Here is a 26,456-nt window from a genome sequence, read left to right as displayed (position 1 = left end):
CGGCTCAGATAACGAGACTGGGATGCCGATGCACCGGAGCAGTCCGGCTCGACATCGGCTCGGCGGTAGCGCCATTGCGGGCGGCCAGCAGTTCGGCCGCAATGGCGACCGCGGTCTCGGCGGGCGTCCGCGCACCGAGATCCAGGCCGGCGGGGGAGCAGAGGCGGGCCAGGGTGTCATCGTCGAAACCGCCCGCCTGCAACGCCTCCAGGCGATGCACGTGCGCATTGCGGGAACCCAGCGCCGCCAGATACCCGAGCTCGGGTAGTCGCAAGGCCACCGTGAGCAACGGTATCTCGAACTTCGCGTCGTGCGACAGCACCACAACCGCTGTGCTGCCGTCGATTTCACCCGCGGCCGACTGCGTGTTCAGGTACCGGTGCGGCCAGTCCACCACCACCTCGCACCCCGGATACGCACCCGCGCTGGCGAAGGTCGGGCGGGCATCGCAGATGGTCACGCGATAGCCGAGCAGCTTCACCTGGGTGGCCAGCGCACCCGCGAAAGCATTGGCGCCCACGATGATCAGGTGTGGCGGGCGGGCGAACGAATTCACGAAGATATCCGAATCCGGCAGCGCCACCAGCTCGGTGCCGTGCCGGCGATCGGTGATCAGATGCTGGCCGATCACATCCGGATCCTTGTGCCACACCACCGTGAACACGGTGACCTGACGCTGCGCCGCGATATCGGCCGCCACATCCGGGAACTCGGGAAAATGCCTGCGCGAGAACGGTTCCGTGAACACATCCAGGGTGCCGGTGCAATCCATGCTGGTGTTGTCCATGCCATTACCCGGTCCGAAGCGATGCAGGCCACGCTGACCCGTGCGCACGGACTCCGTGACGGCCTCGTAGACGGCCGCCTCCGCACAGCCCGCCGACACCGAACCGAACACCTGCCCCTCCGCGTCGACCATCATGGCCGAACCCGCGGGCATCGGTGAAGAGCCTTGCGCGCGAACCAGAGTCGCCAGTCCGCCGGTCCGCCCGCTGTGCCATACCCGTAGTAGGTCGTCGACGATTTCCCGCATCACATGCTCCCGATCACCGTGCGCCGCCCGTCGGGTAGTCCTGATCCATCCCCGTGGCCAGGTCGTCGCACGTGACGCACACCATATCCGCTCGTTGCCGTAAATAAGTGCCCGCCCCCGAATTTCCCGCGGCCGCCGCCGAAACCGCCGCCCAGTGCCCCCGCCCCAGCACCACCGGATGCCCCGGCATCCGCCCGAACACCGCCCGCGCCAACCCACTCGGGCTCTCCCGCGCCGCCGCGACCACCCGGGCCACCACCTCCGGACCGACATCCGGCGTATCCACCGGCATGATCGCCACGAACCCCGCCGGCCCGCTGTTCCCCCTGCGGGAATTCCCTGCCGAAGTTATCCCCAATGTGGAAGTCCCTGTGGAGGAATTCCCCGCGGCAAACACCGGGCTTCCACCGGATCGCCCGCTCGGAACGGCACTCCCGGCGTCGGCGGCGGGCAATAGCGTGTCGGCAGCACCGTCGGCCCGCGCCGACTCCAGCGCCGGCACGGCAGCAGCCGCGGCGAGCCCCGCGCGCATGGAAGCACTGACACCCACGCCCCAATCCCGCGCCCAGACCGGATGGGTGCCCGCCGGCAGCGCGATGCCCGAGTCCCGCGACACCAGCCAGGAATCCGCCCCGAGACGGTGCGCCGGACCCGTCGCACCCAGCACCACGAACACCCGCGCACACCCGCCCACCCGCAACGCATGCACCGCCGAAGCCAGCCAAGCACCGTCCTCGGCCAGCACTTTCGGCATCCCGTAACGGGTACCGGCGCCGGCCGCCAGCACGATTCCGTCGCAGCGATCGGGAGTCATGCGGGCAGGGTAACGCCGCCGCGCAAGCTTCGCTGTGCAAGCCGCAGCCGCCCCGGTCACGGCCCGGCCCGAACCGCTCAGCCGCGGTCCAGGTTCTCCAATTCCATGGTGACCTGTGCAGCAGCCAGTTTCACGCCCATCGATCGGTAGAGGGCCAGCGATTTGCGGAGGAATTCGCCTGCTCGATGGCGCTTTCCGAGGGTGGCGGCAATGCCACCGAGGGCGCGCCAGGCGTCCGCTTCACCGTGCGGGTCGCCGGCGCGGCGGGCCACGTGCAGGGAATCGGAGTAGAGGCCCTGGGCGCGATCGAGATCGCCCAGGTCGCGGCAGATGTGGCCCATCCCGCGCATGGCGTCGGCGTGCAGCAAGGGGTCTTCGATCTCGAGGCCGATTTCGTCGGCCTCGGTCAATTCGGCTCGTGCGATATCGAAGTGACCCTGCACCCGGCTGATATTGCCGATGCCCCACAGCGACCAGCCGCGGCTGTAGCGGTTGTGGATGCGGATCGCGATGGCGAGCGCCTCGTCGTAGAGGACCCGGGCCTGGCCGGGGTCGCCGCGCATGCGCTCGATATGGCCGAGGCCGCGGAGGGCGTCGCCCTCGAACTTCGGGTTCCGGAGATCGCGTGCGATGGCCAGCACTTCGCCGTACGCCTCGCGCGAGGAGTCGTAATCGCCGATCAGCCTGGTCACTTCGGCATAGCCCCAGCGGGCGGAGACCCGGCGCAGATCATCGCGCTCCGCATAGGCGATCTCGTGGGCCTCCTTGAAACACTTCATCGCCGTCTCGTAGTCGAAGGCCAGGCGGTGCACGGTGCCCAGGCCGAAGAGCACGTCGCACTCCACGATCCGATCACCATCGTCGCGCGCGATGCCCAGCGCCCGGCGGAACAGCCAGCGCGCATCACCCCAATGCCCCAGGCCCGACAGGTGGAAGGCCAGCAGCCGGGCCAGCTCGCCGGTCTGCGTGCCCGACGCGGTCGCGCGCACGCAGCCGAGCAGCATCTCCCGCTCCCGGGTCAGCCATTCGCGCGCCCGCGCCGCCTCCTCGCTCGGATCCGGCCACGGTGGGCTCGGGAAACTGCCCGCTACCTCGAAAGGTCTGGGAGCAGTCAAGGATTTGGCCACCTGCAGGCTGTACCGGACCAGGCGGGCGATCGCCGTCGCATGCTCACCGGGCAGATCCTCGATCGACGCCTGCACGCGCGTGAACAATCGCGTCACATCATGAATGCGATACCGCTGCCCGGTCGGGCCGCCCACCGCGGGCTCCAGCAGCCCCACCTCGAAGATGCGGCGGATCAGCGCATACGACGCCTCGGGCGATAGATCCGCCATGGCCCCAAGGGTTTCCGCGGTGATCTCGGCGCCCGGGAACCAGCCGAGCAGCCGCACCGCGCGACGCAGTTCCGGATCCGGCAACCGCTGATACGACAATTCGAAAGCGGCGCGCAAGGTTTCACCCTCCGCGGAGAAGCGGGCGAGGATATCCGCCGCCGGTGACTCCTCGGTCGTCGGCGCGTTCTTCAATCGTTCGGTCAGCTGCTGGAAGTCGCGATCCGCGGCCGCGAGCATGCCGGGACCGCCGTGCGCCAGCTGGCCGGCGATGAGCCGCAAGGCCAGGGGCAGCCGCCCGGCCGTCTCCAGGATCCGGCGCACCGCGTCCACGTCATAACCCGGCGGCAGATGACTCAGCTTGACCAGCAGCTCCTCCGCCTCGGCCCGCGCCATCGCATTCAATTGCAGCGGCGCCGCGCCCGCCAGCCCGGTCAGATTGCGGCGGCTCGTGATCAGTACGAAGGACCCGGGGGAGTGTGGCAGCAGATCCCGGACCTGCCTGGACTCCAGCACATTGTCGAACACGATGAGCATGCGACGGTCCCGCATCTCCGCCCGCCAGCGTTCCGCGCGGCGCGGCTGATCCGGCTCGATGGTCTCCGGCTGCACCCCGATCCGCAGCAGCAACTGCTCCAGTACCCCGTTCGTGGTGCGCGGCGTCCGGCCTTCGGAATGACCGCGCAGGTCCTCCCAGATCCACCCGTCCGGATACCGCTCCGCGTGTTCGGTGACGACATTCCGTGCCAGTGCCGTCTTCCCCATCCCCGCCAGCCCGTTGATCACATGTACCGCAGGCCGATTCGCCGCCAGCTGCTCCGCCACCCGGCGCCGCAACTCCGCCCGCTGCTCCTGCCGCCCGACGAAAGGCATTGTCTCCTCGGGCATTCCGCGCCCCGCCGGCCGCGCGGTACTGCGCCGCACCACCGCCTCCCGATACGCCGACACATCCGTGCGCGGCATGGCCACCAGATCCGCCGTATCCACCAGCTGATCCCAGCTGGTCCGATAGATGACCGCGAGCCGCTGCAACACCTCCACCGTCGGCCGCGGCCGATTCCGTCCCCGCCCGCGCGGCCCCGGCCACGATTCGAACTCCGAGATCCGGCTGGCCTGCATCGGCGCATTCGCCTTCCCGCTCAACCGGTTGTACTCGGCCGCCACCGCTTCCTGGGTCAGCTCGTTGGCCAGCCGCCACGCCCGCCGCGGCCGGCACCCCCGCTGCCGCAACTCCGCCGCCATCGGCTCCAGTAACTCATTCTCCCGCAACCCGATTCCGAGTAGAATCCTCCGCAGTTCATGACGCGTCTGCGCATCATGAGGTTCGAATTCGGCACTCTGCGCCACGATCGGCCTCCCCCCGACGCGACGGCCCCCCACTCGGCCGCCTCGGTTGTGAATATTTCCTTGGTACCGCGTGGATTTCGGCTGGTCAAGAACCTGTGACATGCCAAGAAACGCTGTGATCGAACGACGGGCCCGCGCTCGCGACCATTGACCTACCGAAATTGATCGGACCGGAACGGGGATCGGTCCCGGGGGTTGGTAAAGGAAGATCGATGGCTATCAAGGACGCGGGCTGGATGATTTCCAGCGATGTGGCTCACGAGGTCGCTTTCCGCATCGATGTGCCCGAACCGGAGCGCGGGCGGTGGGTGCTGTCGTACCTGCCTACGGCGCGGCGGATCACGCGCGAACAGGCGCTGGCGGGAATCGCGCTGGCCGAGATGATCGTGCTCGAATTCGAAAGGCTCGGTGCGGGATTCGATGATGAAGTGGCTGCGCTGCATGCGGAGCTGCTCGGGCTCACCCTGACCGAGGTGGTCTGCCTGCTGGTGCTGCGCGGACTCGTCGTGGAGGGGGAGGAGTCGTCCGTGACCTGGAGGGGCGGTCACGGGCGGCGGGAAGTGAGCCGGTGATGTTCGATCTGGGGCCGTTCGTGTTCGTGCTGCCGCTGCGGCGGATCGATGCGGCCCGGTGCGCAATCCTTTTCGGGATGGTGCTGGCGCTCGCGGTGGCGGTCATGCTGGTCGTGGCCACCAGTTGCGGGGGTGACGTCAGCACCGATCCGGCGCCGGGCGGGGTCGCGCCGACCTCGGTGGGGGCGTGCGCACCCTTCTGCTCGATGGCCACGCCGGGGGCGCCGGCGCAGGCCTGACCGGTGATACGACGATGCCCCCGATGGTGCACACCATCGGGGGCATTTCGCCGTGGGCATCCGCGGCGGTCAGAACAGGGCCAGGGCGGCGCACAGGGCGGCCAGGGCGGTGACCTGCAGCGGGACGCGGGCCACGAGGAGGGTGTCCCACTTGTTCTGCAGGGCACGGGCATTCGCGGGGATGACGCCCGACCGGGCGGCGGCGGTCTGCGCGGTGTTGATGGGCTTGGCGATGAGGGCGTAGCAGGCCAGCCAGGTCAGCAGGGCGGCCAGTGCGATGGCGGCGGCCACGGCGGCGCCGATATGGCCGCCCACGGCGGCGAGGATCAGGGTGAGGACGACGGCGATCACGCCGCCGGCGCCGAAGGGCGGCATGCGCTTGTCGCCGTAGTAGTGGCCCCAGCCGGCGAACTTGGTGACCGAGGCGTCGTCCAGATGGCGGAGGGCCGAACGGGTGATCACGGCGGCGGAGATGTCGGTGCCGTAGACCACGGCATTGGCGAGGATGGCGAGGGCGGCAATGGTCTGGCCGATGGTGATGAGCATGTCAGGTGCCCTTTCCGGTCTGAAATCTAGCGGCGCTAGGAACTGAAGCAAAGATAGCATCGGCGTGGCTAGATTGTCTAGCGACGCTAGAAAATGAATTCCGATGGGGCCCGCCGGATTTCGGATTTCGCCTGCGTAATAGACCCCCGGTGGTTCGGGTCACAAGCTTCAAGATCACAATGTGTTGTGAAGGTGCTCACATCTGGACGGCCATCGGCGCGTCATGCACCCGTGGTCGCGGTCACTCAAACAGTACGAGCGTTATGCAAAACTGCAGGTCAGGGTTACCGGTAAGTAGATTCCACCGCTGCTATTCACAAGCTAATTTCGCAGGATTAACAAACGCCTGGTGAAAGCTAGCGGGGATTCACACTTGCAACAGGTAGACGCACATTTTTTCCTGTGCCATCGTGTGGAAGTACACCTCGCGGGCCTAGCAAGTCTGCAAATTGCCGCTCCAGCAGAGATCGAACATTGCGACGCTTCCCCGGCGCGTTGTTCGGCGAGCGGGGCAACCGAGACCGAACGAAGAAGTGGAGTCAGAGATGTCGAACGTCGGCACCCCGAAGACCGCTGCGGAGCTCCAGAAGGACTGGGACACCAACCCGCGCTGGAAGGGCATCACCCGTAACTACACCCCGGAGCAGGTCGTCAAGCTCCAGGGCAGCGTTGTCGAAGAGGCCACCCTCGCCCGCCGTGGCGCCGAAATCCTCTGGGAGGGTGTCAACGGCGACGGCTACATCCACGCGCTGGGCGCGCTGACCGGCAACATGGCGGTCCAGCAGGTCCGTGCCGGCCTGAAGGCCATCTACCTGTCCGGCTGGCAGGTCGCCGGCGACGCGAACCTCGCGGGCCAGACCTACCCGGACCAGTCGCTGTACCCGGCCAACTCGGTTCCGGCCGTGGTCCGCCGCATCAACAACGCGCTGCTGCGCGCCGACGAGATCGCCAAGACCGAGGGCGACACCGCCGTCGACAACTGGCTGGTCCCGATCGTCGCCGACGGCGAAGCCGGTTTCGGTGGCGCGCTGAACGTCTACGAGCTGCAGCGGGCCATGATCGCCGCGGGCGCCGCCGGCACCCACTGGGAAGACCAGCTGGCCTCCGAGAAGAAGTGCGGCCACCTGGGCGGCAAGGTCCTCATCCCGACCTCGCAGCACATCCGCACCCTGACCTCCGCGCGCCTGGCCGCCGACGTCGCCGATGCCCCCACCGTGGTCATCGCCCGCACCGACGCCGAGGCCGCCACCCTCATCACCACCGATGTGGACGAGCGCGACCAGCCGTTCATCACCGGTGAGCGCACCGCCGAGGGCTTCTTCCACGTGAAGAAGGGCATCGAGCCCTGCATCGCGCGTGCCAAGGCCTACGCCCCCTACTCCGACCTGATCTGGATGGAGACCGGCGTTCCGGACCTCGAGGTCGCCCGCAAGTTCGCCGAGGCCGTGAAGTCCGAGTTCCCGGACCAGCTGCTGGCCTACAACTGCTCGCCTTCCTTCAACTGGAAGCAGCACCTGGACGACGCCACCATCGCGAAGTTCCAGCGCGAGCTGGGCGCCATGGGCTTCAAGTTCCAGTTCATCACCCTGGCCGGCTTCCACGCCCTCAACTACTCCATGTTCGACCTGGCCTACGGCTACGCCCGCGAGGGCATGACCGCCTACGTCGACCTGCAGGAGCGCGAGTTCGCGTCCGAGGCCCGTGGCTACACCGCCACCAAGCACCAGCGTGAGGTCGGCGCCGGCTACTTCGACACCATCGCCACCACGGTCGACCCGAACACCTCGACCGCCGCGCTGAAGGGCTCGACCGAAGAGGGCCAGTTCCACTGATCTCGAAGCGGCTCATGAACCAGTGAGCCACTTCAGGTTCCGAGGACACAACCCGGACGGCAGTCGCATCACACCTTCCGCCGCCCGGGACCTCAGAACCCGCCGGGAGGGGAGGCAAGCCCCCTCCCGGCGGTGTTCACCCGCCCTTCCCGTCGACAGCCCCGACGGGGAGGGCATTTCCCTATACCGTTCGAAGAGAAGATCTTTCGAACAACGAAGACCTTAAGAAGGCGCAGGGTCGAGCAGTCAGTCCGACGCCTTCACAACAGCTATGCAGGCCGAGCTGCGGCGTTCGGTACGAGACAACTGATTTCGTGACGGTCGGGGTAACTCGCCGGGTACGACCGAAATTGGTTCGGCACCTGACGCAGGTACGGATGCAGGAGTAGCAACGGCACTCAGCCGCCCGCAAAAGTTGCGGGGAGGCGGAACGGAGCGGGCAGTGAGCAGCGAAAAGATTCAGCGCGTCGGCATTATCGGCGCCGGACAGATGGGCGCGGGAATCGCAGAGGTCTGCGCCCGGGCACACGTCGATGTGCTCGTGTTCGAACAGACCCGGGAACTGGCCGCCGCCGGCCGCGCTCGCATCCTGCGGTCGCTGGACCGTGGGGTGTCCAGCGGCAAGATCACCGAGCGGGAGCGGGAGCAGACGGCCTGGCGGCTGCGCTTCACCTCCGACCTGGGTGACTTCGCCGACCGCCAGCTCGTGGTCGAGGCCGTCGTCGAGAACGAAGATGTGAAGACCGCCATCTTCAGCGAACTCGACAAGGTCGTCACCGACCCCAACGCGGTGCTGGCCTCCAACACCTCCTCCATCCCGATCATGAAGATCGCCGTGGCCACCAACAACCCCGAGCGGGTCGTGGGCATGCACTTCTTCAACCCGGTGCCGGTGCTGCCGCTCGTCGAGCTGGTCACCACCCTGAAGACCACCGAGGCCGTCACCAAGCGCGCCGAGCAGTTCGCCGCCGACATCCTGGGCAAGCAGGTCGTGCGCTCCGCCGACCGCTCCGGCTTCGTGGTCAACGCGCTGCTGGTGCCGTACCTGCTGTCGGCCATCCGCATGGTCGAATCCGGTTTCGCCACCAAGGAAGACGTCGACAAGGCCATGGTGCTCGGCTGTGCCCACCCGATGGGCCCGCTGGCGCTCACCGACCTGGTCGGCCTCGACACCGTGAAGTCCATCGCCGACTCCATGTACGCGGAGTTCAAGGAGCCCCTGTACTCGGCCCCGCCGCTGCTCATGCGCATGGTCGAAGCCGGACTCCTGGGCAAGAAGACCGGCGCCGGCTTCTACCAGTACAACCGGGGCTAGCCCGCCTCTCCGCGTACTCAGCGGGCGGCCGAGAGCCGTCGACGCCGGCCACCCGTGCCGGCGGTTGGGTGCCGAACCGATTTTGGACGTACCCGGGGAGTTACCCCCATCTCGCGAGATCAGTTGTCGCGTCGGGAGCTCGCTGGAGCATTTTCACAGGGTGGACGTTGCCGGGCATGTGGCGGCGTCCACCTTCACCGGGCATAAGCTGCAAATAGGTCGATTCCGGCCCGCGGCTTGGAAGGAGTGTCCCGCTCATGGTCAACGTCACCGATGGCTTCGGGTCCAGCATCCTGGGCTACCCGAGGATCGGTCCGCACCGGGAACTCAAGCGTGCGCTGGAGTCCTATTGGCACGGCACGCTGTCGCGCGACGAGCTCATCGCCGTCGGCCGCGAAATTCAGGAGAGCCAGTATCTGGAGCTGGCCGCCACCGGGTTGACGCAGGTCCCCGGCAACACCTTCTCCTTCTACGATCACATTCTCGACAACGCGCTGCTGTTCGGCGCGGTCCCCAAGCGGTTCGAGCCCTATCGAGAAGGCTTGCACCCCTTGGATTTCTACTTCCTCATGGCTCGCGGCCGTCCCGACCTGCCGCCGCTCGAATTGGTCCGGCTGCTGAACACGCCGTACCACTACCGGCAGCCGGAACTCGAGACCGACACCGAATTCTCGCTGCACCCCGAGTCGCTGCTGGACGAATTCGACCGCGCCAAGGCGGCCGGCATCGAACTGCGTCCCGTCGTGCTCGGCCCGCTGTCCCTGCTGTTGCTGTCGAAGACCGGACATGTGCCCGGCCAGACCGAATTCGACAAGCTGGTGCTGCTGGACAAGCTGCTACCCGTGTACGAGGAACTGTTCGAGATCCTCGCCAAGCGCGGCGCCACCTGCGTGCAGATCGACGAGCCCTGCTTCACCGCCGAACGCTCGCCGTCCACGCTGGAACTGTTCGAGAAGACCTACGCCCAGCTGTCCAAGGCGCCGCTGCGCCCGCGCATGCTGGTCACCGGCCAGTACGGCGACTTCGGTGCGGCCATCGAAATCCTGTGCCGCACTTCGGTGGAGGCCATCGGACTCGACCTGGCCAGCCATCGCGTGCGGCCCGAGGACCTGGCGGAGATTCCGGGCATCCGCCGCAAGCGGCTGTACGCGGGTGTCATCAGCGGCACCAATGTGTGGCGCGCCGACCGGCACGTGACCCTGGAATACCTGCACGCGCTCGCCCAGGTGTGCCCCGACATGGTGGTGTCCACCGGCGCCACCCTGCTGCACGTGCCCTACGACCTGCTTGTCGAATACGAGCTGGAAGCCCCCGTCGCCGACCGCCTCGCCTTCGCGAAACAGAAGGTGCTGGAAGTGGTTTCGCTGGCCAAGGCGCTCACCGAGGGCCCGTCGGAGAAGTGGCGCAAGCGGCCCACCTCGGTGCACTTCAAGCAGAAGCACGCCGTGCGGCAGCGCGTGTACGCCGTCACCCCGCAGATGCGGGAACGCGAACCGTACGAGACCCGCCGGATCGCGCAGCAGGCCAAACTGTCACTGCCGCTGGTGCCGGCCACCACGCTCGGCTCCTTCCCGCAGACCACCGCGGCCCGGCAGGCGCGGCACGACCTCGGCGAGGGGCGGCTGTCGTACGACGACTACCGCAAGATCATCGAAGCCGAGATCGAGTCCACCATCCGCTTGCAGGAGGACATCGGCCTCGACGTGCTGGTGCACGGCGAGCACGAGCGCAACGACATGATCCAGTACTTCGCGGAGCTGCTGGACGGCTTCGCCACCACCCACTACGGCTGGGTGCAGGTGTACGGATCCCGTTGCGTGCGACCGCCGATCCTGTACGGCGACGTCGCCCGGCCCGAACCGATGTCGGTGTCGTGGACCAGCTACGCCCAGTCGCTCACCGACAAGCCCGTCAAGGGCATGGTCACCGGTCCGGTCACCATGCTGGCGCGTTCGTTCGTGCGGCAGGATCAGCCGATGTTCGATACCGCGGATCAGGTGGCGCTGGCCATCCGTGACGAGGTCGTGGACCTGGAGAAGGCGGGCATCACCATCATCCAGGTGGACGAGCCGTCCATCCGGGAGTTGCTGCCGCTGCGGCCCAAGGGCCGCGCCGAATACCTGCGGTGGGCGGTGGGCGCGTTCAAGCTGGCCACCTCCGGCGTCCGGCCGGAGACCCAGATCCACACGCACATCGGCTATTCCAGCCGCGGCGACGTGCTGCAGGCCATCGAGGAACTGGACTGCGACGTGACCGCCATCGTCGCGACCCGCTCCACCGAATGGGTCCTGGAGGCGCTGAAGGAGGACACCGCGGAGGGCCGCGGCCTCACCCACGGCGTCGGCCCCGGTGTCTACGAGTCCCGTTCGGCCCGCATCCCGGACATCGACGAGCTGGACGAAAAGCTCACCGCCGCAGCCGAAGCCGTCACTCCGGAACGCCTGTGGGCGAACCCGGACGGTGGCCTCAAGACCCGTCACCACTGGCAGCTGGACCCGTCCCTGCGCAATATGGTCGCGGCCGCCCGCCGCGTCCGCCGGCGCGCGGAGGCCGCCCGGGAGGCCTGATCACGAACCCGTCATGAAGCGCGAATTAGCGTGGGGATCACGGTTTTCCGATCGAGGAGGCAACCATGGATCCGACGGGCAAGGGCAACCAGCAGGACGACCCGGAAACGGCCAAACAGTACAACGACTCGTACAACCAGAAGGGTGACCAGGTCACGCCCGACCCGCCGTGGAAGACCGGCAACTGACGGTCCGTCCGCGGGCGGGTCGGGCGTGAACTGGTCGACGGGGGTGAGCCCGCTGCGCGGGCCCACCCGGCCCGTCAGTTGACGGGTAGCGGAATCGTGTGTGCGGTCAGATGGTGGCGGTGTCGATGACGAAGCGGTACCGCACATCGCTGGCCACCACGCGGTCGTACGCCTCGTCGATCCGATCCGCCGAGATGACCTCGATCTCCGCGCCGATCCCGTGCGCGGCACAGAAATCCAGCATCTCCTGGGTCTGCGGAATACCGCCGATCATGGAACCCGACAGCGAGCGCCGGAAGCCCGCCAGCGTGGAAGCATTGATGCTGTACGGGGTTTCGGGCAGGCCCAGCGCCACCAGACTGCCGTCCAGCTTCAGCAGTCGCAGGTACTGCTCGATCGGCAGCTCCGCCGACACCGTATTGATGATGAGATCGAAGCTGCCGCGCAGCTTCTTGAAGGTGTCGCGGTCCTTGGTCGCGTAGTAGTGGTGCGCACCGAACTTGCGGCCGTCCTCCTCCTTGGACAGGGAGTGGCTCAGCACGGTGACTTCCGCGCCCATGGCCGCGGCGATCTTCACGCCCACATGCCCGAGCCCGCCCATGCCGATGATGGCGACCTGCTTGCCCGGGCCCGCGTTCCAGTGCCGCAGCGGCGAGAACAGGGTGATGCCCGCGCACAGCAGGGGCGCGGCCACATCCAGCCCGATGCCCTCCGGAATGGACACCACGAAGCCTTCGGTCACCACGATGCGCGTCGAATAGCCGCCGAGCGTGTACCCGCCCGCCTGCTGCTCCGCCGGCACCTTCGTGTTGTAGGTCCAGACGGTGCCGTTGAGGCAGTACTGCTGCTCGCCCGCCAGGCACGGCTCGCAGTGGCCGCACGAGTCGACCATGCAGCCCACGCCCACCCGGTCACCGACCTGGTGGCGGGTGACCTCCGAGCCGACGGCGGCGACGAGGCCGGCGATCTCGTGGCCGGGAACACAGGGGTAGCTGGTGCCGCGCCATTCGTTGCGCGCGGTGTGGATGTCGGAGTGGCAGATACCGGCGTACTTCACGTCGATCAGTACATCGTGGGGGCCGAGCTCACGACGCTCGATGGTGACCTTTTCGAATCGCCCGTCCGGGGCGGATACGGCATAAGCGGCTGCATTGCTCATGCATTCATTGCTACTCCCGCACTCGTCGGCTATCTACGGCGGGCCCCGTTTCACACGCTCGGCGCGGCACGCCCGGCAATCGGCAAACCCTCGGCATGCTGGGACGATGGCGATCCTGCTGGCATGCGTCTCCATGTGCGTGACGCTCATCGGCGGACTGGTGGCGGTGCGCATCGGTGAGCGCAAACGGCTGGTGCTCGGTCTCGCCGCGGGCGTCATGCTCGGCGTGGTGGCCTTCGATCTGATGCCGGAGGCCCTCGCGGCCGACCGCTGCGAGGCGCTCGGCGTACCGGTGCCGCTGCTGGCGGCGGTGGTGGGCTTCTTCACCGTGCACATCCTGGAGAAGTCGGTCGCCATCCACACCGGTCACGAGGACGAATTCGGTTCGCACCACCACGGATTCGAATCGGTCGGGCTGCTGGCCGGGGCCGGGCTGGTGTTCCACAGCGTGCTGGACGGTATCGGCATCGGATTCGGATTCCAGGCGGCGGAGTCGATCGGGATAGCGGTGGCCATAGCGGTCATCTGCCACGACTTCGCCGACGGCTTCAACACTTTCACCATTACGACGCTGTACGGCAATGCCCGCAAGCAGGGCCTGATCATGTTGGGCCTGGATGCGGTGGCGCCGGTCGTGGGCGCGGTGATCGGGACGCTGGTACGGGTGCCCAGCGGACTGGTCGGGCTGTATCTCGGGTACTTCGCCGGGTTCCTGCTCTACCTCGCCACCGCCGATATCCTGCCCGAGGCACACGCCGGCAAACCCGCCAAGGGGCCACTGCTGTGCACCCTCGCCGGGCTCGCATTCATGCTGGCCATCGCTGCATTCAGCCACTGAAACAGCCCTGATCCACTGAAATACTGGTACACCAGAAGGAAGAAACGCCCAGGGCCGACGGGCGACCGGCAGTCGGAGGGTCCCATGCACGACGACGCACGCCGCGCGACCCGCACCGGCCGCCGCCGATCCGGCTGGGGCGGAAAGTTTCTCGCCCTCCTCTTCGTCATCGTGCTCGGCGTCACCGGCTTCCTCGGCTACCGCGGCGACCTGCCCCGCCTGTCCTTCGGCCCCGACGAGACCACCGCCAGCCTGGTCGGCCCGTCGCTGCCGCCGCTCGATACCACCCTGGTCTCGCAGCTGGCCGAACCGGCGCTGGTCAACGTCACCGCCGGTATCCGCCCCTACGGCCTGGGCGCGGCCGGATCCGGCATCGTGCTCACCGCCGACGGCGAGATACTCACCAGCCAGCACGTCATCAAAGGCGCTGACACCGTGACGGTTTCGGATATCGGCACCGGCGCCACCTATCAGGCCACCGTCGCCGGCTACGACTCCGGCGCCGATATCGCACTGCTCGAACTGGCCGGCGCGCACCGGCTGCCGGTCGCCCGCATCGGCAGTTCCGCACCCCTGCAACTGGGAGATCAGGTGCTGGCCATCGGCAATGCCGGCGGCACCGGATCACCGACGGCGGTCGGCGGTTCCATCACCGATCTGGACAGCTCCATCGTGGCCCGCAACGAGGCCGACCTGTCCCGGAAGTCGTTGCACGACATGATCGAAGTGGCCGCGGCCGTCGCGGCCGGGCAGTCCGGCGGCGCCCTGGTGGATCGCTACGGCGCGGTCATCGGCGTCATCACCGCCGCCTCCGGTGATCTGCAGAAGGCCATCGGCCGCGGACCCACCGGCTACGCCGTCCCCATCGATACCGCCATGAACGTGGTCCGCCAGATCCGTTCCGGCACACCGACGGACACCGTGCACATCGGCCCCACCGCCACCCTCGGCATCATGACCTCCGACGCCCGGCCCACCGGCGCGCGCATCGATATCGCCATCTACGGATTGCCCGCGTACACAGCGGGACTCACCGAGGGCGAGGTGATCACGGCCCTCGACGGCCGCGCCATCACGTCCTCGCAAATGCTGAAAGCCGCACTCAACGCCCATAAACCGGACGATGTAGTGCGGCTCGACATCAGCGACCCGTCCGGCAGCCGGAAAACGGTGAGCGTGACGCTCACCGTCGGACCGCCGAACTAGAAACGCGAATCCCAGTAATCCTGGAACTGGATGTACACGATCAGGATGATCGTCGCGTAGAACAGCGCGACCAGCGTCCACCGCCACTCCACGATCACCTGCACGAACCCGCGGGAATTACCCCACAGCACATTCGTGGTCACGGCCAGCATGGCCGGCAGCACCGTCCACACCACCATGCACCACGGGCACAGGGCGTGAATCTCGAAGACGGCCTGATACACCAGCCAGACCACCGCGACGATGCCCGCGAACAGGCCCAGCCACAGTCCGCCCCACATCCAGCGGGGAAAACCGATGCCGCACACCGCGATCACGGCGAGCGTGACCACCACCGAGAACCCGACCACACCGATGATCGGATTCGGGAACCCGAACAGCGACGCCTGCTTGGAATCCATCACCGTGGTGCAGGCCACCACCTGATCGATACTGCAGAGCGGTTTGTACCCCGGCTCGGTGAGCGCCTTGAACTTCTCGACCAGCAGCGTCACCGACGCCGCCCAGCCGAGCAGAGCTCCGATCAGCAGCGCCCACGCGGACCTGGGTGGAGCCGAGACGATCACTTGGCCGCGGCCTCGATGACCGACTTGATGCCGTCCGTGGTCATCAGCGCCTTGGGATCGTTGACCTGCTTGCCGTCCACCCACACCGACGGGGTCGACTGCAGACCGGTGGCGAACACCGCCTTGGTCTCATCGGTCACGAAGGAGGCGTACTTGTCGGACTTGATATCCGCGGCCACCGACGGATCGGTGTAGCCGGCGGCCTGGGCGATCGCGATCAGCTGATCATCGGTCATGCCGTTGGCGCCTTCGGGCGGCTGCTTCTCGTACATGGTGCCCAGCCAGGCCTGGAACTTCGTCGGGTCGCTGGCGGCCACCACGTACGCGGCGTTCGCGGCGCGCGAGGAGTACTTGTTGCCGTTCGAGGAGCGGTCCAGGAACGAGATGATGTTGTACTGGATCGTCGCCGTACCGCTCTGCACTTCCTGCTGCAGGGTGCTCGAGTTGGAGTGCTCGAACATCTGGCAGGCCGGGCACTGCAGGTCGGCCACGACCTGGATCTTCACCTTCGCGTTCGGGTTGCCGATGGTGATGGCGCCGCCGGGAGTGACGTTCGGGGGAACGGGGCCCGCGCTCGCGTCGTGCGTGACCGTGGGCGCGAAGCTGCCGGTCGCCGCCGTGCTGTTCTTGTTGTTGTCCGACTTGCGCATCGCCAGGCCGATACCGATGGCCGCGACCAGACCCAGCAGCACGACCGCCACACCGACCTGGATGAAGATCTTGCGATTTCGGTCGGCCCGCGCAGCTTTCGCGAGCGGGTTCTTGCGGTCACCCGGTTTATTGCTCATTTGCGCTCACCACACGCCTTCCGGTTGTCACGAATCGTCGGGGCCCATCTTGGCCCGTGAACCTGAGAGATTCCTAGCACAGGTCGACTTCGTGACGCGCGGCATGTATCACGCCTGCGCGAGCCGCTTTTTCTGCTCGTTCACATCGAAGTCGGCGGGCGGCCAATCCAGCTTCAAACCCTGCAACGCGTCGATGAGCAATTCCGTCACCGCCAGATGCGAGTACCACTTGCGGTCACAGGGCAGCACGTACCAGGGCGCGTACTCGGTATTGGTGCGATCCAGCACCGCCTGATAGGCCTCCTGGTACTGCGGCCAGTAGGCGCGCTCGCCGATATCGTCCGGATTGAACTTCCAGAACTTGTCGGGCCGGTCCAGCCGCTGCGCGAGCCGCTTCTTCTGCTCGTCGAGGGAGACGAACATGGCGACCTTCACCACCGTGGTGCCATTGTCGACGAGTTGCCGCTCCCACTTGTTGATCTCGTCGTAGCGCTTGCCCCACACCTCCGGCGCGACCAGCTCGTGCACGCGGACCACCAGCACATCCTCGTAGTGCGAGCGATCGAACACGCCGATCTGCCCGCCGCGCGGCAGCTTTCGCTTGATGCGCCACAGGAAGTGATGCTTCTTCTCCTCGGGCGTCGGCACCCCGAAGGCCGCATGGTCCACACCCTGCGGGTCGACCGAGCCGATCACGTGCCGGACGATGCCGCCCTTGCCCGCGGTATCCATGCCCTGCAGCACCAGCAGCACACTGCGGGTGTCACCGGTCCGCCCGTTGGCGTAGAGCCGCTCCTGCAGATCGGACAGCACCGCACCGCGCTCCTGCAGGAGTTTCTCCCCGTCCTGCTTGTTGCCCTTGAAACCGGGAGTTGCCGCCGTGTCGATCTCCCCCACCTGCACACCATCGGCGCGCAGAACTTTGGTGACGGGCTTCGACCAGGATGTCGCCTTTGCTGCCATTTGTCATGGGTAGCACACAGAATGGGGTTTCGGGCAGGCAACCGCGCCGAAAACAGAAGGTGGATCGTTAACGAACTCGGGCCAACTGGACCAAATGATCGGCCAATTCGTCATCGGTCACCGGCGTCAATGTCAGATCGTTCGCGGTGGTCAGCAGATACCGGCCATCGCCCGAGAAATCCATCCAGGTGCGATGCCGGGTCGGCGGCGACAGCGGATTCGCGGGTTCGACTGTGACGGTGATGAATCCACGCCCGTCCACCGGCTGCCGCAGCTTCCGGCGGAAGCAGTCCGCACCCCGATCATCGGTGGCGGCTGCCGCCGACGCATCCGGATGCAGCACCGCACGCTGCGATTCCCGCATCGCCCCACCCCGCCCCGCCGGCGCCGAACCGATGATCTCGACCAGCTGCCGTCCCAGATTCTCGGCCGGGACCAGCCGCACCGTGACCGTGTCCGGTTTGGCGACCAGAATCCCCGCCCGCTGCTGCGCCACCGCCGCGAAAGCCAGGATCCGCCGGGGCTCCGGCCCGGCGGTGTGCTCACCGTAGAGCGTGACCGTGGTGTTATCGGTGCGCGCGCACAAGGCCAGCGCCGAGGCCAGATCCGGGTCGGTCCGGCGCAGAAATCGCGGACCGAATTGCGGTGCCACGACCGGGTTCTCGGCCCCCGGCAGGGTGTCGAGCGGGTACGGGTGCCGTTCCAGGCGCGTTTCGCGCGTCCAGACCAGAGCGAATTCGTCGGGGGTCAGGATCCATTTCACAGTGGGCGAGTTCCCCTCTCCTGCGGTGACCCTCCGACGGCGACATTACCGGAGGGGCATCCCGGGTGCGCCCCGTCACGTACCCGCAAGAAATGTGACGGGATTCACGCCCGAAACGACAGCGACCCCGTCCGGACGTCAAGTGTCCCGGACGGGGTCCGCCGTGCGCACAGGTGAGTGCGGCCCGGTGCTGTCAGATCCGCTCGACGTCGATGGTGATGTCCGCCCCGCGCAGGCGCTCGGTGAGCGCATCACCCATGGCCGCGGCCGGCGTGAGAATGCCTGCCAGCTCGGGCAGTTGGTCGAAGGCCAGGCACAGACCGGACTGCCCCAGCATCACCGAGGTGGCCTGGTAGCCCGGATCGCCCTGACCGGCGAAGGTGCACAGGTACTTCGCACCGGAAGTGGTGTGCGCGAAGGTGCGCATGGTGAACCAGCCACTGCGGCGCGACTTTTCGCTCGGGCCGGTGCCCGGCTTCGGCACGATACGGTCCAGCAGCCGGCGACCGGCCGCCACCCGGGACAGCACCGCACCGGTGGCCATGGTGGCCACGATGCCGCCCGCGATACCGGCCGCGACCAGCGGCGCGGTCGGGGACGAACCCACCCGCATGACCTCGCGGTAGCGGAAGTTCTTGCCGTACGGCCAGCCCAGCAGGCCATTGGAGCGGCGCACGATCTTGGTGTTGTGCGCGGCCATCACGAAGGTCGCCACCCAGCCGTCCAGGCTCGGATCGATGGCCGCGGCCCGCTGCAGCGCCTGATCGGTCTGGCGGCCCACCTCCGGCTCGAGGGACTTGTCGGGGCTCAGCGAATACGGGTGCGACATGATCGACGCCTTGGCCGGATCGGCCGCGATGGCCTCCATCATGGCGCGACCGGAATCCACGGTGCCGCCGCTCACGCCGCCCTTGAACGCGGCCACCAGGGTGACATCGGTCAGCTCACCGGTGTTGTCGTCCACACTGCGCTTGTACAGCTGGTACACGCTCAGATCCGACGGAATCGAGTCGTAGCCACAGGAATTCACGATCTTCGCACCGGTCTGCGCGGCACGCTCCCCGAAACGGTCGATGCCTTCCCGGATGAACAGCGGCTCACCGGTGAGATCCGCGTAGTGCGTGCCGTTCTCGGCGCACGCCTGCACCAGCGGCAGACCGTAACGCAGGTACGGGCCGACCGTGGTGACCACGACCTTCGTCCGCGCCGCAAGCGCGTCCAGGCTGGCCTGATCCGTCGAATCCGCCTGCACCAGCGGCCATTCCGCGGCCACCGGCCCCAACTCGGCGCGCACCGCGGCCAGCTTCCGCTCGGACCGGCCCGCCAGGGCGATGCGCGCGCCCGCGGGCGCGGCGCCGGTCAGATATTCCGCGGTCAGCTTGCCGACGAAGCCGGTCGCTCCGAATAGGACGATATCGAATTCCCGGTCAGCCATAGATCATTCCCGTCAGGTAGGTGTCACGCCTTGGCGGCGCGTTTGCGAGTCTTCTTCGCGGGTCCGGTGGTCGGCGTCGGCGAGGGCCGGCTCGCCAGCCACTCGTGGTGTGCGCGACCGAGTTCCGTGACCGGCTCGTCCCCGTACAGCCATTCCCGGGCGATGCGATGCCAATTCCCGGTCGCCTCCAACTGCCCCAGCATGCCGAAGGTGAGGAAGTCGGCGCGACGCGAGAACAAATGCTCGGGCGGCAGATTCTGCTGCTTCATGCCCGCGAACTCGCTGGCCCGCGGATCCACGGCCAGTATGAATGCGCCCGAAGCCAATTCGGGGGTGATGGTGAGATCCTCGTCCACCAGCGCCCATTCGCAGGCCGCCAGCACGTACTCCAGGCATTCCTCCGGCGTGATCTCCTCCGGTGAATCGATCACGCCGCGCTCGATCATCAGATCCCGCAGGTCCTCCGCGCGCTCCTCGGCGGCCGCGCGGATACAGGTGGCCTCGAACTGCACATGGTCGGGATCCATCCGGTTGTAGAGCCCGAAATCCAGGAACGCCACCCGGCCGTCCGCGCCGAGCAGCAGATTGCCCGGATGTGGGTCACCGCAGAACTCGTTGAAGGTGAACAGCGAACCCACATAGAAGCGGTAGATGATCTCGCCGATGCGGTCGCGTTCCGTGTCCGGCAACTCCCGGATCTCCTCGAAACCACGGCCCGGGAAGTACTCGCTCACCAGCACGCGCGTGGTGGACAGTTCGGGAAAAGTGCTGGGCACGAAGATGAACGGATGCCCGGTGTACAGCTCGGCGATCTGCTTCTGGGTGTTCGCCTCGGCGACGTAGTCGAGTTCGCTCTCCAGATTCAGCCGCAACTCGTCGAGTACCGCCGGGGTCACCCACGGCATGGCGGACTGCAGGATGCGCCGGAACATGGCCAGGTTCTTCAGATCCGCGCGTACCGCCGCGTCGATGCCCGGGTACTGCACCTTCACCGCGACCTGCCGGCCGTCGTGCAAGCGCGCCAGGTACACCTGGCCGATCGACGCCGCCGCAATGGGTTCCGGGGAGAACTCGGCGAACACCTCGTTCAGCGGCTTGCCGAAGTCCTCTTCGATGACGGCCGTCATGACCTCGAAGGACACCGAGGGCGCACTGTCGCGTAGCACTGCCAGGCGCCGCTGGAACCGTTCCCGATGTTCGGGCGGAACCAGATCCAGGTCCAGCACGGACAGCATCTGCCCGAGCTTCATCGCGACGCCCTTCATGGTGCCGAGCACCATGACCATCTGTTCGGTCGCCCGGATCATGGAATCCTCGGCCATGCGAGCACGGACCGCCTCCGAGCGCCCGCGCATGGACCTGCGAGTCCGCTGGGCTCGTATGGCATTACCGGCGACAGCCATCCCGAGCTTCGTTCCCCGAGCGAGTCTGGATGTAGGCAGCTCTTTCGCCATCAGTGACCCTCCATGGGAGCCAACACCCCCGTTGGTGCCGACACAGCGGAAAACCCATCGGTGTGGTCCGCCGGCCTCAGCCTAACCGTGCCGCTACCTACGGTGCTAGCACTCAGCTAGCACTATTCTCGGCATCAGGTAGGACATGCTGCTTGGAGTTGAAATAGTGCCGGTCACCGCCCGCTCGGACCATGCCCTCGATGGCGCTCCAGGCCATCATCGTCAGGTAGTCGAGCATTTCCTCACTGGACATGGTGCGGTTGGTGATCCACCAGTCCGTCGCCAGCTGCACGCCGCCGACCAGGACATAGGCCCACAGCATCGACCCCTCGGTCTGGATGCCGCGATCGAACGCCTTGTCCACGATGACCGCCGAAACCACCTGCGCGAACAGCTTCTCGAAGTCGGCGAGGGTGGTGGTCTCGGTGGCAGAGCCGTTGCCCATGATGAAGCGGTAGACGTCGGTGTCCGAGTCGACCGTGTGCACATACGCCGCGAGCGTATTGCGGACCAGCTGATACTCGTCGAGATCATCGCTGATGGCCTCGTAGATGCGCGGCATGAGCGTGGTCTCGATGAACCGTTCCATGGTGGCCCGGGTCAGATCCTGCTTGTCCGAGAAATACCGGTACAGCACGGTTTTCGACACGCCGATCTCGGCGGCGATCTCGTCCATGCCGGCGTCCCCGCCGCGCTTGCGGATGGCGGCGAGCGTGCCGTCGACCAATTCCTCACGGCGGTCGATCTTGTGCTGCTGCCAGCGCTTCTTACGGCCGTCTACCCGGCCTCCGCGGCTGCTGGTGGCGGCGTCCACGGCGGCGCTCACGGTCCCCTTGGTGGTCAGCGTGGGGCTCCTTCGTCGCGTGTTGTGCTGGGCGTATTCAGCTTAAGCCTCGCATGCGACGGATCGCCGCCGATCGGGACGGGCCCGTGCGCAGCGACTTCGTCACAGCACGGGCCAGAATGGAACATATGGAGCAACCTGCCGGCAGTGCCGGGGTACTCGACGTGAACGACCGTAAGTCCATCAAGGCCGCCCCGCCGGGCGGCGCGTTCGCCGACCTCCTCGACGACGAGGGCAAGAAGCGCGAACTCCGCCGGATGAAGGCCATTGCCACCGGGTTCCTCGCCGCCGCCACCGTCATCTATCTGGTCTGCGCCTGGCTCGAATCGCGGAGCAGCGTCGCGGGCTGGGTGGGTTATGTGAAGGCCGCGTCCGAGGCCGGCATGGTCGGTGCGCTGGCGGACTGGTTCGCCGTCACCGCATTGTTCCGGCATCCGCTCGGGCTGCCGATTCCGCATACGGCCATCATCCGCAAGAAAAAGGACCAATTGGGTGCGGGCCTGGGCGATTTCGTCCGCACCAATTTCCTCTCCCCGGATGCCGTTGCGGCGAAGGTGAATTCCGCGCAGATCTCCTTCCGGGTGGGCCGCTGGATGGCCGATCCGGCGCATGCCGAACGCATCGCCGAGGAGAGCGCGACCATGCTGCGCGCGGTGATCGGGGTGCTGCGGGACGAGGATGTCGAGCAGATCATCGATCACACCATCGTCAAGCGCATCGCCGAACCGCTGTGGGGTCCGCCCATCGGCAAGGTGCTGCACGAGCTCATCGCCGAGAATCGGCAGGCCCCGCTGCTGGATCTGCTGGCCGAGCGGGCGCACCAGTGGGCCCTGGATTCGCAGGAGACCCTGGATCGGATCGTGAACCGGGACGCGCCCTCCTGGGCCCCGAAATTCGTGAATTCGCTGCTGGCCGAGCGCATCTATCGGGAGCTGGTGGAATTCACCTGGAAAGTCCGGACGCAGCCCGATCATGATGTACGGCTGGCGGCCAATCGTTTTCTCGAGGAATTCGCGCACGATCTGCAATTCGACGACGCGATGATCAAGAAAGCGGAGAAGATCAAGACCGAGTTGATGGGCCGGCAGGAGATCACCGGCATGGCGCACGCCACCTGGCGGGCCGCCAAGCGGATGATCCTGGAGTCGGCCGAGGATCCGGATTCGACGCTGCGGCGCAAGGTGGCGGAGAACGTGCAGCAGTTGGGCGAGCGCCTGGAGGCGGATCCGGAGATGCGTGACAAGGTGGACGGGTGGCTGGAACGCGGTGTCCGCTATCTGGTCACCAACTACGGCGCCGAGGTCGCGACGCTGGTGAGCGACACGGTTGCTCGCTGGGATGCGGAGGAGGCGAGCAAGAAGATCGAATTGGCGGCCGGGCGCGATCTGCAATTCATTCGCATCAATGGCACGGTCGTGGGTTCGCTGGCCGGACTGGTGATCTACACGATTTCGCATTTACTGTTCCATATCTGATCATTCGTCCAGAAATACTTGACAGCTGAAGCGCCGGCGGTTTGCCGGAATGGTGCTAGCAGAGTGCTTGCAAGAGTTAGCACCCCGCTCTAGAATTGACCTCACAACCGCCGGAAGGTGCGTGATGAAACACGATCCCGAGGTTCCCGAACCGATCGAGGGCGACGCAGCGGAGACGTCCGCCGCCGCAGATCGGAACGGCCGCGTCGCCAACGCGGCGCACGACATCGGGGGCTTCATCCGATCCCAACGCGAGGCCGCTCAAGTCTCGTTGCGGCAGCTCGCACAGCTGGCGGGGGTGAGCAATCCGTACCTGAGCCAGATCGAACGCGGATTGCGGAACCCATCCGCCGAGGTTCTCGCGCAGATCGCCAAGGGTCTGCGGGTCTCCTCGGAGGTTTTGTACATGCGGGCCGGGTACCTCGAACAGAGGCCGCACGGTCCGGTCCGGGACGCACTGCTCGCCGACGCCGGTCTCACCGAACGTCAGAAACAGGTGCTCCTGGACATCTACGAATCGTTCCGCCGCGAGAACGCGGCGAACGAGGAGTTTGGGGACGCGACGGACCCGAAGGGGGGCGTTCCCGGGGGAGACAGGGGCAACGACGCCCCGGCCAGGGACAACGAGGTTCCGCCACGCATCACCGAAGTTCCGCCACGCAGGGAGACCGAACAACCATGACCGAACAGAACCTCACCGCCACCGTCACCAAGCCGATCTACGCGACCGTCGGCGCCGGCGACGCCCTCTACGCCGCCGTCCTCGACGTCTACTCGCAGCTGCGCGAGCGCGCCGGCTCGGCCGACATCTCCGGCCGCGTCGAAGAGGCCCGCGAGCGCGTCGCCAACCTGCCGGCCGACGCCCAGGAGCGCATCGAGACCCTGCGCCAGCGCGTGCAGGCCCTGCCCTCCGAGCTGCCCGAGGACCTGGCCGAGCTGCGCGAGAAGGCCACCCCCGAAGAGCTGCGCAAGCTGGTCGACCAGTACTACCACCAGCTGCTCGACCTCTACGCCGACCTGGCCGCCCGCGGCGAGGAGACCGTCGAGAAGCTGCGCACCTCGAACCCGACCTTCGAGGGCCGGATCGAGCAGGTCGAGACCCTGCTGAACGACGTGGTCGCGCAGACCCAGGACGTGTTCGACAAGGTCACCGCGCAGTACGGCCCCTACCTGGGCCTCGCCAAGGAAGACGCCGCGGAGGAGGACGAGACCGTCGACGGCGAGATCGTCGCCGTGACCACCGAGTCGACCCCTGCCGACGACGCCGAGGCGCCCAAGAAGGCGACCGCCGCCAAGAAGGCTCCGGCCAAGAAGGCCGCCCCCGCCGCCAAGAAGGCCGCCCCCGCCGCCAAGAAGTAGGCACCCCGTGCGGGCATCCCGCGCGAAAAACCTTGTGGCCCTCGCACACTGACGTGTGCGAGGGCCACGGTCCTTTCGTGAGCTCCGGGGCCTGTGTAAGGGGCGCGTTTCGAATGGTCGTGTCGGCGTATGGAACCCGTGGTGAACGGTGCGCGGCTCCGTATGATGGATCGGGTGAGCGGAATTCCGAGCTTGATTCTGTGGGTGTTGCAGCTGGCCGCACTCGGCATGACGGTGTTCGCGCTCGTGCATGCGATCAGGCAGCGCCCGGATGCCTTCACGGCGGTGGGGAAGCTGACCAAGCCGGTGTGGCTCGCCATTCTGCTGGCGTCGCTGGGCGCGCTGCTGCTGGTGCACAGTCCGGTCGGGCTGCTGGGTATCGCGGCGGTGGTGGCCACCGGTGTGTATCTGGCCGATGTGCGGCCGAAGGTGGATGAGATCCAGCGCGGTCCGCGCTGGTAGATCCGATAATTCAGGCTTTCCGGCCGTCGTCCCGCGGGGACGGCGGCCGGATTTTTTTCTGCCCTGGTCTGCGCATTGGGAGATATCACGATCTCGGCGCGTGTTCTGCGTGGTTCGTCCCGGATTGAAAACTTTTCGGTGCTTGCTACTGGCTAGCACCGGCAAGCGGGGGTTACTGTATCGAGCAGTAACACAAAGGAGTGTCCTATGCAGGCGACGTTGCCTACCCCAGCGGACCTCACCCGGAAGGTCCGCGACCTGGTCCGCGCACATCGGGCGGCCCTGCGCACCCGCACCTACGGGAACGCGGATCTCAACCCCCCGGCCGGCCCCTACGAGGTCATCCCGGTCACCGGCACCGACGGCGCCCGCCTGCGGGTGCACGCCTACGGCCCCGCCGACGGCGACACCATCGTCCTGGTGCACGGCTGGACCTGCAGCCTCGAATACTGGAACCCCCAGATCAACGCCTTCGCCGGCGAGTACCGCGTGATCGCCTACGACATCCGCGGCCACGGCGAGAGCGAGCTCGGCACCGCCGCCCTCACCACCGACCTGCTGGCCGACGATCTGTCGGCCGTCCTCGCCGCCGCCCTGCAGCCCGGGCAGCGTTGCCTCCTGGTCGGGCACAGCCTGGGCGGTATGACGATCCAGGCCTGGGCCGGGCGTTACCCCCGGCAGGTCGCGCAGCGCACCCGCGCGGTGCTGATGACCAATACCGCCGCCGGCGACCTGATCGCCGAGACCACGGTGGTCCCGTTCTTCAATCGCGGTATTGCCGAGCTGCCGTTCGTGATCGGCCTGCTGGGCCTGAGCGCGCCGGTTATCTTCCCGCCCGTGCAACCGGTGAAGTGGATTTTCCGGCGCCAGATCATGAGCCTGGCCTCGACCGGAGACGTCGCCGAGTACGCGCAGAACATCGTGCGGGCCTGCCCGGCGCGGGTGCGTGGCCGCTTCGGCACGCTGCTGGCGCAGCTGGATGTGGGCCGCGGCGCGGAGAATCTGACGGTGCCGACGACCATCCTGGCCGGTTCGGCGGATGATCTTACGCCGGAAGTGCATTCGGAGCGGATCGTCGAGATGTTGCGCGCTGCGGGCAGTTTCGACGGGTATCGGATACTCCCGACCGGTCATCTCGGAAATGTGGAGGCGTACCGCGAGTTCAACGAGGAGCTCGCGCGTGTTGCCAGGTCCGCCTTCGGGATTCCCGCGCGGGTGGTGGGTGCCTGAGGGTGGGGAGCGGTTTCCCACCCTTGGGGTCCTACTCGGGGGCACAAACCTCCGCGACGATGTGTTGTAGGTAATAGAAGTTCCGCGATTTCGATACCTGGAAGTGTGAATGCCATTGCGGCGGAAC

General features: G+C 66.9%; 25 protein-coding genes. 13 read left to right on the top strand and 12 right to left on the bottom strand.

Annotation, left to right across the window (positions count from 1 at the left end; genetic code table 11):
* Nucleotides 1-4: 4 nt before the first annotated feature.
* The 3 genes from ACIP5Y_RS17605 to ACIP5Y_RS17595 form a co-directional block, all read right to left on the bottom strand.
* Nucleotides 5-1,033, bottom strand: coding sequence for an XdhC family protein (locus ACIP5Y_RS17605; RefSeq protein ID WP_400351161.1), 1,029 nt, complete (start codon nucleotides 1,031-1,033; stop codon nucleotides 5-7).
* A 13-nt stretch (nucleotides 1,034-1,046) separates the two neighbouring features.
* Nucleotides 1,047-1,847 carry an NTP transferase domain-containing protein gene (locus tag ACIP5Y_RS17600; RefSeq protein ID WP_400351160.1) on the bottom strand — a complete coding sequence of 267 codons (801 nt, stop codon included), beginning with the start codon at nucleotides 1,845-1,847 and terminating at the stop codon, nucleotides 1,047-1,049.
* A gap of 77 nt (nucleotides 1,848-1,924) precedes the next feature.
* Entirely contained in the window at nucleotides 1,925-4,528 is a 2,604-nt protein-coding gene (locus tag ACIP5Y_RS17595; RefSeq protein WP_400351159.1) for a tetratricopeptide repeat protein, read from the bottom strand.
* 212 nt (nucleotides 4,529-4,740) lie between these two features.
* Between ACIP5Y_RS17595 and ACIP5Y_RS17590 the strand changes: the two genes are divergently transcribed.
* The gene (locus tag ACIP5Y_RS17590) at nucleotides 4,741-5,100 is read left to right on the top strand and encodes a hypothetical protein (RefSeq protein ID WP_400351158.1); all 360 of its coding nucleotides are present in this window, start codon (nucleotides 4,741-4,743) and stop codon (nucleotides 5,098-5,100) included.
* Nucleotides 5,100-5,339, top strand: a complete 240-nt coding sequence (locus ACIP5Y_RS17585) for a hypothetical protein (protein ID WP_400351157.1) — start codon at nucleotides 5,100-5,102, stop codon at nucleotides 5,337-5,339. The genes ACIP5Y_RS17590 and ACIP5Y_RS17585 overlap by 1 nt, the downstream gene beginning before the upstream one ends.
* A gap of 69 nt (nucleotides 5,340-5,408) precedes the next feature.
* Here ACIP5Y_RS17585 and ACIP5Y_RS17580 read toward each other — a convergent pair whose 3' ends face one another.
* Nucleotides 5,409-5,885, bottom strand: coding sequence for a DUF1772 domain-containing protein (locus tag ACIP5Y_RS17580; protein WP_400351156.1), 477 nt, complete (start codon nucleotides 5,883-5,885; stop codon nucleotides 5,409-5,411).
* A gap of 545 nt (nucleotides 5,886-6,430) precedes the next feature.
* Between ACIP5Y_RS17580 and aceA the strand changes: the two genes are divergently transcribed.
* From aceA to ACIP5Y_RS17560, 4 genes are all read left to right on the top strand, one after another.
* On the top strand, nucleotides 6,431-7,717 hold the full coding sequence (aceA, locus tag ACIP5Y_RS17575) for an isocitrate lyase (protein ID WP_397014392.1): 1,287 nt from the start codon (nucleotides 6,431-6,433) through the stop codon (nucleotides 7,715-7,717).
* Between the two features lie 442 nt (nucleotides 7,718-8,159).
* A complete protein-coding gene (locus ACIP5Y_RS17570; protein WP_400351155.1) occupies nucleotides 8,160-9,032 on the top strand; it encodes a 3-hydroxybutyryl-CoA dehydrogenase in 873 nt (290 codons plus the stop codon).
* Between the two features lie 257 nt (nucleotides 9,033-9,289).
* Nucleotides 9,290-11,599: a 5-methyltetrahydropteroyltriglutamate--homocysteine S-methyltransferase gene (gene metE / locus ACIP5Y_RS17565; protein WP_400351154.1), complete on the top strand. Its 2,310-nt coding sequence runs from the start codon at nucleotides 9,290-9,292 to the stop codon at nucleotides 11,597-11,599.
* A gap of 65 nt (nucleotides 11,600-11,664) precedes the next feature.
* On the top strand, nucleotides 11,665-11,787 hold the full coding sequence (locus ACIP5Y_RS17560) for a hypothetical protein (RefSeq protein ID WP_400351153.1): 123 nt from the start codon (nucleotides 11,665-11,667) through the stop codon (nucleotides 11,785-11,787).
* Between the two features lie 106 nt (nucleotides 11,788-11,893).
* Here ACIP5Y_RS17560 and ACIP5Y_RS17555 read toward each other — a convergent pair whose 3' ends face one another.
* Entirely contained in the window at nucleotides 11,894-12,946 is a 1,053-nt protein-coding gene (locus ACIP5Y_RS17555) for an NAD(P)-dependent alcohol dehydrogenase (RefSeq protein WP_400351152.1), read from the bottom strand.
* A 106-nt stretch (nucleotides 12,947-13,052) separates the two neighbouring features.
* Between ACIP5Y_RS17555 and ACIP5Y_RS17550 the strand changes: the two genes are divergently transcribed.
* Nucleotides 13,053-13,784, top strand: coding sequence for a ZIP family metal transporter (locus ACIP5Y_RS17550; protein ID WP_400351151.1), 732 nt, complete (start codon nucleotides 13,053-13,055; stop codon nucleotides 13,782-13,784).
* An 84-nt stretch (nucleotides 13,785-13,868) separates the two neighbouring features.
* A complete protein-coding gene (locus ACIP5Y_RS17545) occupies nucleotides 13,869-14,990 on the top strand; it encodes a S1C family serine protease (protein ID WP_400351150.1) in 1,122 nt (373 codons plus the stop codon).
* Here ACIP5Y_RS17545 and ACIP5Y_RS17540 read toward each other — a convergent pair.
* The 7 genes from ACIP5Y_RS17540 to ACIP5Y_RS17510 all read right to left on the bottom strand — a co-directional run bounded on the left by ACIP5Y_RS17540 (nucleotide 14,987) and on the right by ACIP5Y_RS17510 (nucleotide 21,785).
* Nucleotides 14,987-15,556 (bottom strand): vitamin K epoxide reductase family protein, encoded by a 570-nt coding sequence (locus ACIP5Y_RS17540; protein WP_400351149.1) that lies wholly within the window; start codon nucleotides 15,554-15,556, stop codon nucleotides 14,987-14,989. The genes ACIP5Y_RS17545 and ACIP5Y_RS17540 overlap by 4 nt on opposite strands.
* On the bottom strand, nucleotides 15,553-16,344 hold the full coding sequence (locus ACIP5Y_RS17535) for a DsbA family protein (protein WP_400351148.1): 792 nt from the start codon (nucleotides 16,342-16,344) through the stop codon (nucleotides 15,553-15,555). The genes ACIP5Y_RS17540 and ACIP5Y_RS17535 overlap by 4 nt, the downstream gene beginning before the upstream one ends.
* A gap of 108 nt (nucleotides 16,345-16,452) precedes the next feature.
* Nucleotides 16,453-17,307 (bottom strand): polyphosphate kinase 2 family protein, encoded by an 855-nt coding sequence (locus tag ACIP5Y_RS17530; RefSeq protein ID WP_400351147.1) that lies wholly within the window; start codon nucleotides 17,305-17,307, stop codon nucleotides 16,453-16,455.
* A gap of 67 nt (nucleotides 17,308-17,374) precedes the next feature.
* On the bottom strand, nucleotides 17,375-18,070 hold the full coding sequence (locus ACIP5Y_RS17525) for an ESX secretion-associated protein EspG (RefSeq protein WP_400351146.1): 696 nt from the start codon (nucleotides 18,068-18,070) through the stop codon (nucleotides 17,375-17,377).
* A 193-nt stretch (nucleotides 18,071-18,263) separates the two neighbouring features.
* On the bottom strand, nucleotides 18,264-19,505 hold the full coding sequence (locus ACIP5Y_RS17520; RefSeq protein WP_400351145.1) for a saccharopine dehydrogenase family protein: 1,242 nt from the start codon (nucleotides 19,503-19,505) through the stop codon (nucleotides 18,264-18,266).
* Nucleotides 19,506-19,528: 23 nt separating this feature from the next.
* A complete protein-coding gene (locus ACIP5Y_RS17515) occupies nucleotides 19,529-20,959 on the bottom strand; it encodes an ABC1 kinase family protein (protein ID WP_400351144.1) in 1,431 nt (476 codons plus the stop codon).
* 112 nt (nucleotides 20,960-21,071) lie between these two features.
* Nucleotides 21,072-21,785 (bottom strand): TetR/AcrR family transcriptional regulator, encoded by a 714-nt coding sequence (locus tag ACIP5Y_RS17510; protein WP_400351143.1) that lies wholly within the window; start codon nucleotides 21,783-21,785, stop codon nucleotides 21,072-21,074.
* A gap of 275 nt (nucleotides 21,786-22,060) precedes the next feature.
* On the opposite strand from ACIP5Y_RS17510, the gene ACIP5Y_RS17505 reads away from it, so the two are divergent.
* The 5 genes from ACIP5Y_RS17505 to ACIP5Y_RS17485 all read left to right on the top strand — a co-directional run bounded on the left by ACIP5Y_RS17505 (nucleotide 22,061) and on the right by ACIP5Y_RS17485 (nucleotide 26,329).
* A complete protein-coding gene (locus tag ACIP5Y_RS17505; protein WP_400351310.1) occupies nucleotides 22,061-23,278 on the top strand; it encodes a DUF445 domain-containing protein in 1,218 nt (405 codons plus the stop codon).
* A gap of 124 nt (nucleotides 23,279-23,402) precedes the next feature.
* The gene (locus ACIP5Y_RS17500) at nucleotides 23,403-23,960 is read left to right on the top strand and encodes a helix-turn-helix domain-containing protein (protein ID WP_400351142.1); all 558 of its coding nucleotides are present in this window, start codon (nucleotides 23,403-23,405) and stop codon (nucleotides 23,958-23,960) included.
* Complete coding sequence (locus tag ACIP5Y_RS17495) at nucleotides 23,957-24,637, top strand: heparin-binding hemagglutinin (protein WP_400351141.1); 681 nt, start codon at nucleotides 23,957-23,959, stop codon at nucleotides 24,635-24,637. Before ACIP5Y_RS17500 ends, ACIP5Y_RS17495 begins: the two co-directional genes overlap by 4 nt.
* 165 nt (nucleotides 24,638-24,802) lie before the next feature.
* On the top strand, nucleotides 24,803-25,099 hold the full coding sequence (locus ACIP5Y_RS17490) for a DUF2516 family protein (protein ID WP_397014685.1): 297 nt from the start codon (nucleotides 24,803-24,805) through the stop codon (nucleotides 25,097-25,099).
* A 207-nt stretch (nucleotides 25,100-25,306) separates the two neighbouring features.
* A complete protein-coding gene (locus tag ACIP5Y_RS17485; protein ID WP_400351140.1) occupies nucleotides 25,307-26,329 on the top strand; it encodes an alpha/beta fold hydrolase in 1,023 nt (340 codons plus the stop codon).
* Nucleotides 26,330-26,456 lie beyond the last annotated feature (127 nt).

The organism is Nocardia sp. NPDC088792 (assembly GCF_044750615.1).
GTDB lineage: Bacteria > Actinomycetota > Actinomycetes > Mycobacteriales > Mycobacteriaceae > Nocardia.
This window is presented reverse-complemented; position numbering and strand designations above follow the sequence as displayed.

Excerpts from the sequence above, each read along its gene's own strand:
- metE (WP_400351154.1), top strand. The coding sequence starts at position 9,290 with ATGGTCAACGTCACCGATGGCTTCGGGTCCAGCATCCTGGGCTACCCG.
- ACIP5Y_RS17600 (WP_400351160.1), bottom strand. The coding sequence starts at position 1,847 with ATGACTCCCGATCGCTGCGACGGAATCGTGCTGGCGGCCGGCGCCGGT.
- ACIP5Y_RS17545 (WP_400351150.1), top strand. The coding sequence starts at position 13,869 with ATGCACGACGACGCACGCCGCGCGACCCGCACCGGCCGCCGCCGATCC.
- ACIP5Y_RS17505 (WP_400351310.1), top strand. The coding sequence starts at position 22,061 with ATGAAGGCCATTGCCACCGGGTTCCTCGCCGCCGCCACCGTCATCTAT.
- ACIP5Y_RS17535 (WP_400351148.1), bottom strand. The coding sequence starts at position 16,344 with ATGAGCAATAAACCGGGTGACCGCAAGAACCCGCTCGCGAAAGCTGCG.
- ACIP5Y_RS17530 (WP_400351147.1), bottom strand. The coding sequence starts at position 17,307 with ATGGCAGCAAAGGCGACATCCTGGTCGAAGCCCGTCACCAAAGTTCTG.
- ACIP5Y_RS17555 (WP_400351152.1), bottom strand. The coding sequence starts at position 12,946 with ATGAGCAATGCAGCCGCTTATGCCGTATCCGCCCCGGACGGGCGATTC.
- ACIP5Y_RS17485 (WP_400351140.1), top strand. The coding sequence starts at position 25,307 with ATGCAGGCGACGTTGCCTACCCCAGCGGACCTCACCCGGAAGGTCCGC.
- ACIP5Y_RS17495 (WP_400351141.1), top strand. The coding sequence starts at position 23,957 with ATGACCGAACAGAACCTCACCGCCACCGTCACCAAGCCGATCTACGCG.
- ACIP5Y_RS17585 (WP_400351157.1), top strand. The coding sequence starts at position 5,100 with ATGTTCGATCTGGGGCCGTTCGTGTTCGTGCTGCCGCTGCGGCGGATC.
- ACIP5Y_RS17520 (WP_400351145.1), bottom strand. The coding sequence starts at position 19,505 with ATGGCTGACCGGGAATTCGATATCGTCCTATTCGGAGCGACCGGCTTC.
- ACIP5Y_RS17515 (WP_400351144.1), bottom strand. The coding sequence starts at position 20,959 with ATGGCGAAAGAGCTGCCTACATCCAGACTCGCTCGGGGAACGAAGCTC.
- ACIP5Y_RS17490 (WP_397014685.1), top strand. The coding sequence starts at position 24,803 with ATGGATCGGGTGAGCGGAATTCCGAGCTTGATTCTGTGGGTGTTGCAG.
- ACIP5Y_RS17580 (WP_400351156.1), bottom strand. The coding sequence starts at position 5,885 with ATGCTCATCACCATCGGCCAGACCATTGCCGCCCTCGCCATCCTCGCC.
- ACIP5Y_RS17590 (WP_400351158.1), top strand. The coding sequence starts at position 4,741 with ATGGCTATCAAGGACGCGGGCTGGATGATTTCCAGCGATGTGGCTCAC.
- ACIP5Y_RS17550 (WP_400351151.1), top strand. The coding sequence starts at position 13,053 with ATGGCGATCCTGCTGGCATGCGTCTCCATGTGCGTGACGCTCATCGGC.
- ACIP5Y_RS17500 (WP_400351142.1), top strand. The coding sequence starts at position 23,403 with ATGAAACACGATCCCGAGGTTCCCGAACCGATCGAGGGCGACGCAGCG.
- ACIP5Y_RS17605 (WP_400351161.1), bottom strand. The coding sequence starts at position 1,033 with ATGCGGGAAATCGTCGACGACCTACTACGGGTATGGCACAGCGGGCGG.
- aceA (WP_397014392.1), top strand. The coding sequence starts at position 6,431 with ATGTCGAACGTCGGCACCCCGAAGACCGCTGCGGAGCTCCAGAAGGAC.
- ACIP5Y_RS17560 (WP_400351153.1), top strand. The coding sequence starts at position 11,665 with ATGGATCCGACGGGCAAGGGCAACCAGCAGGACGACCCGGAAACGGCC.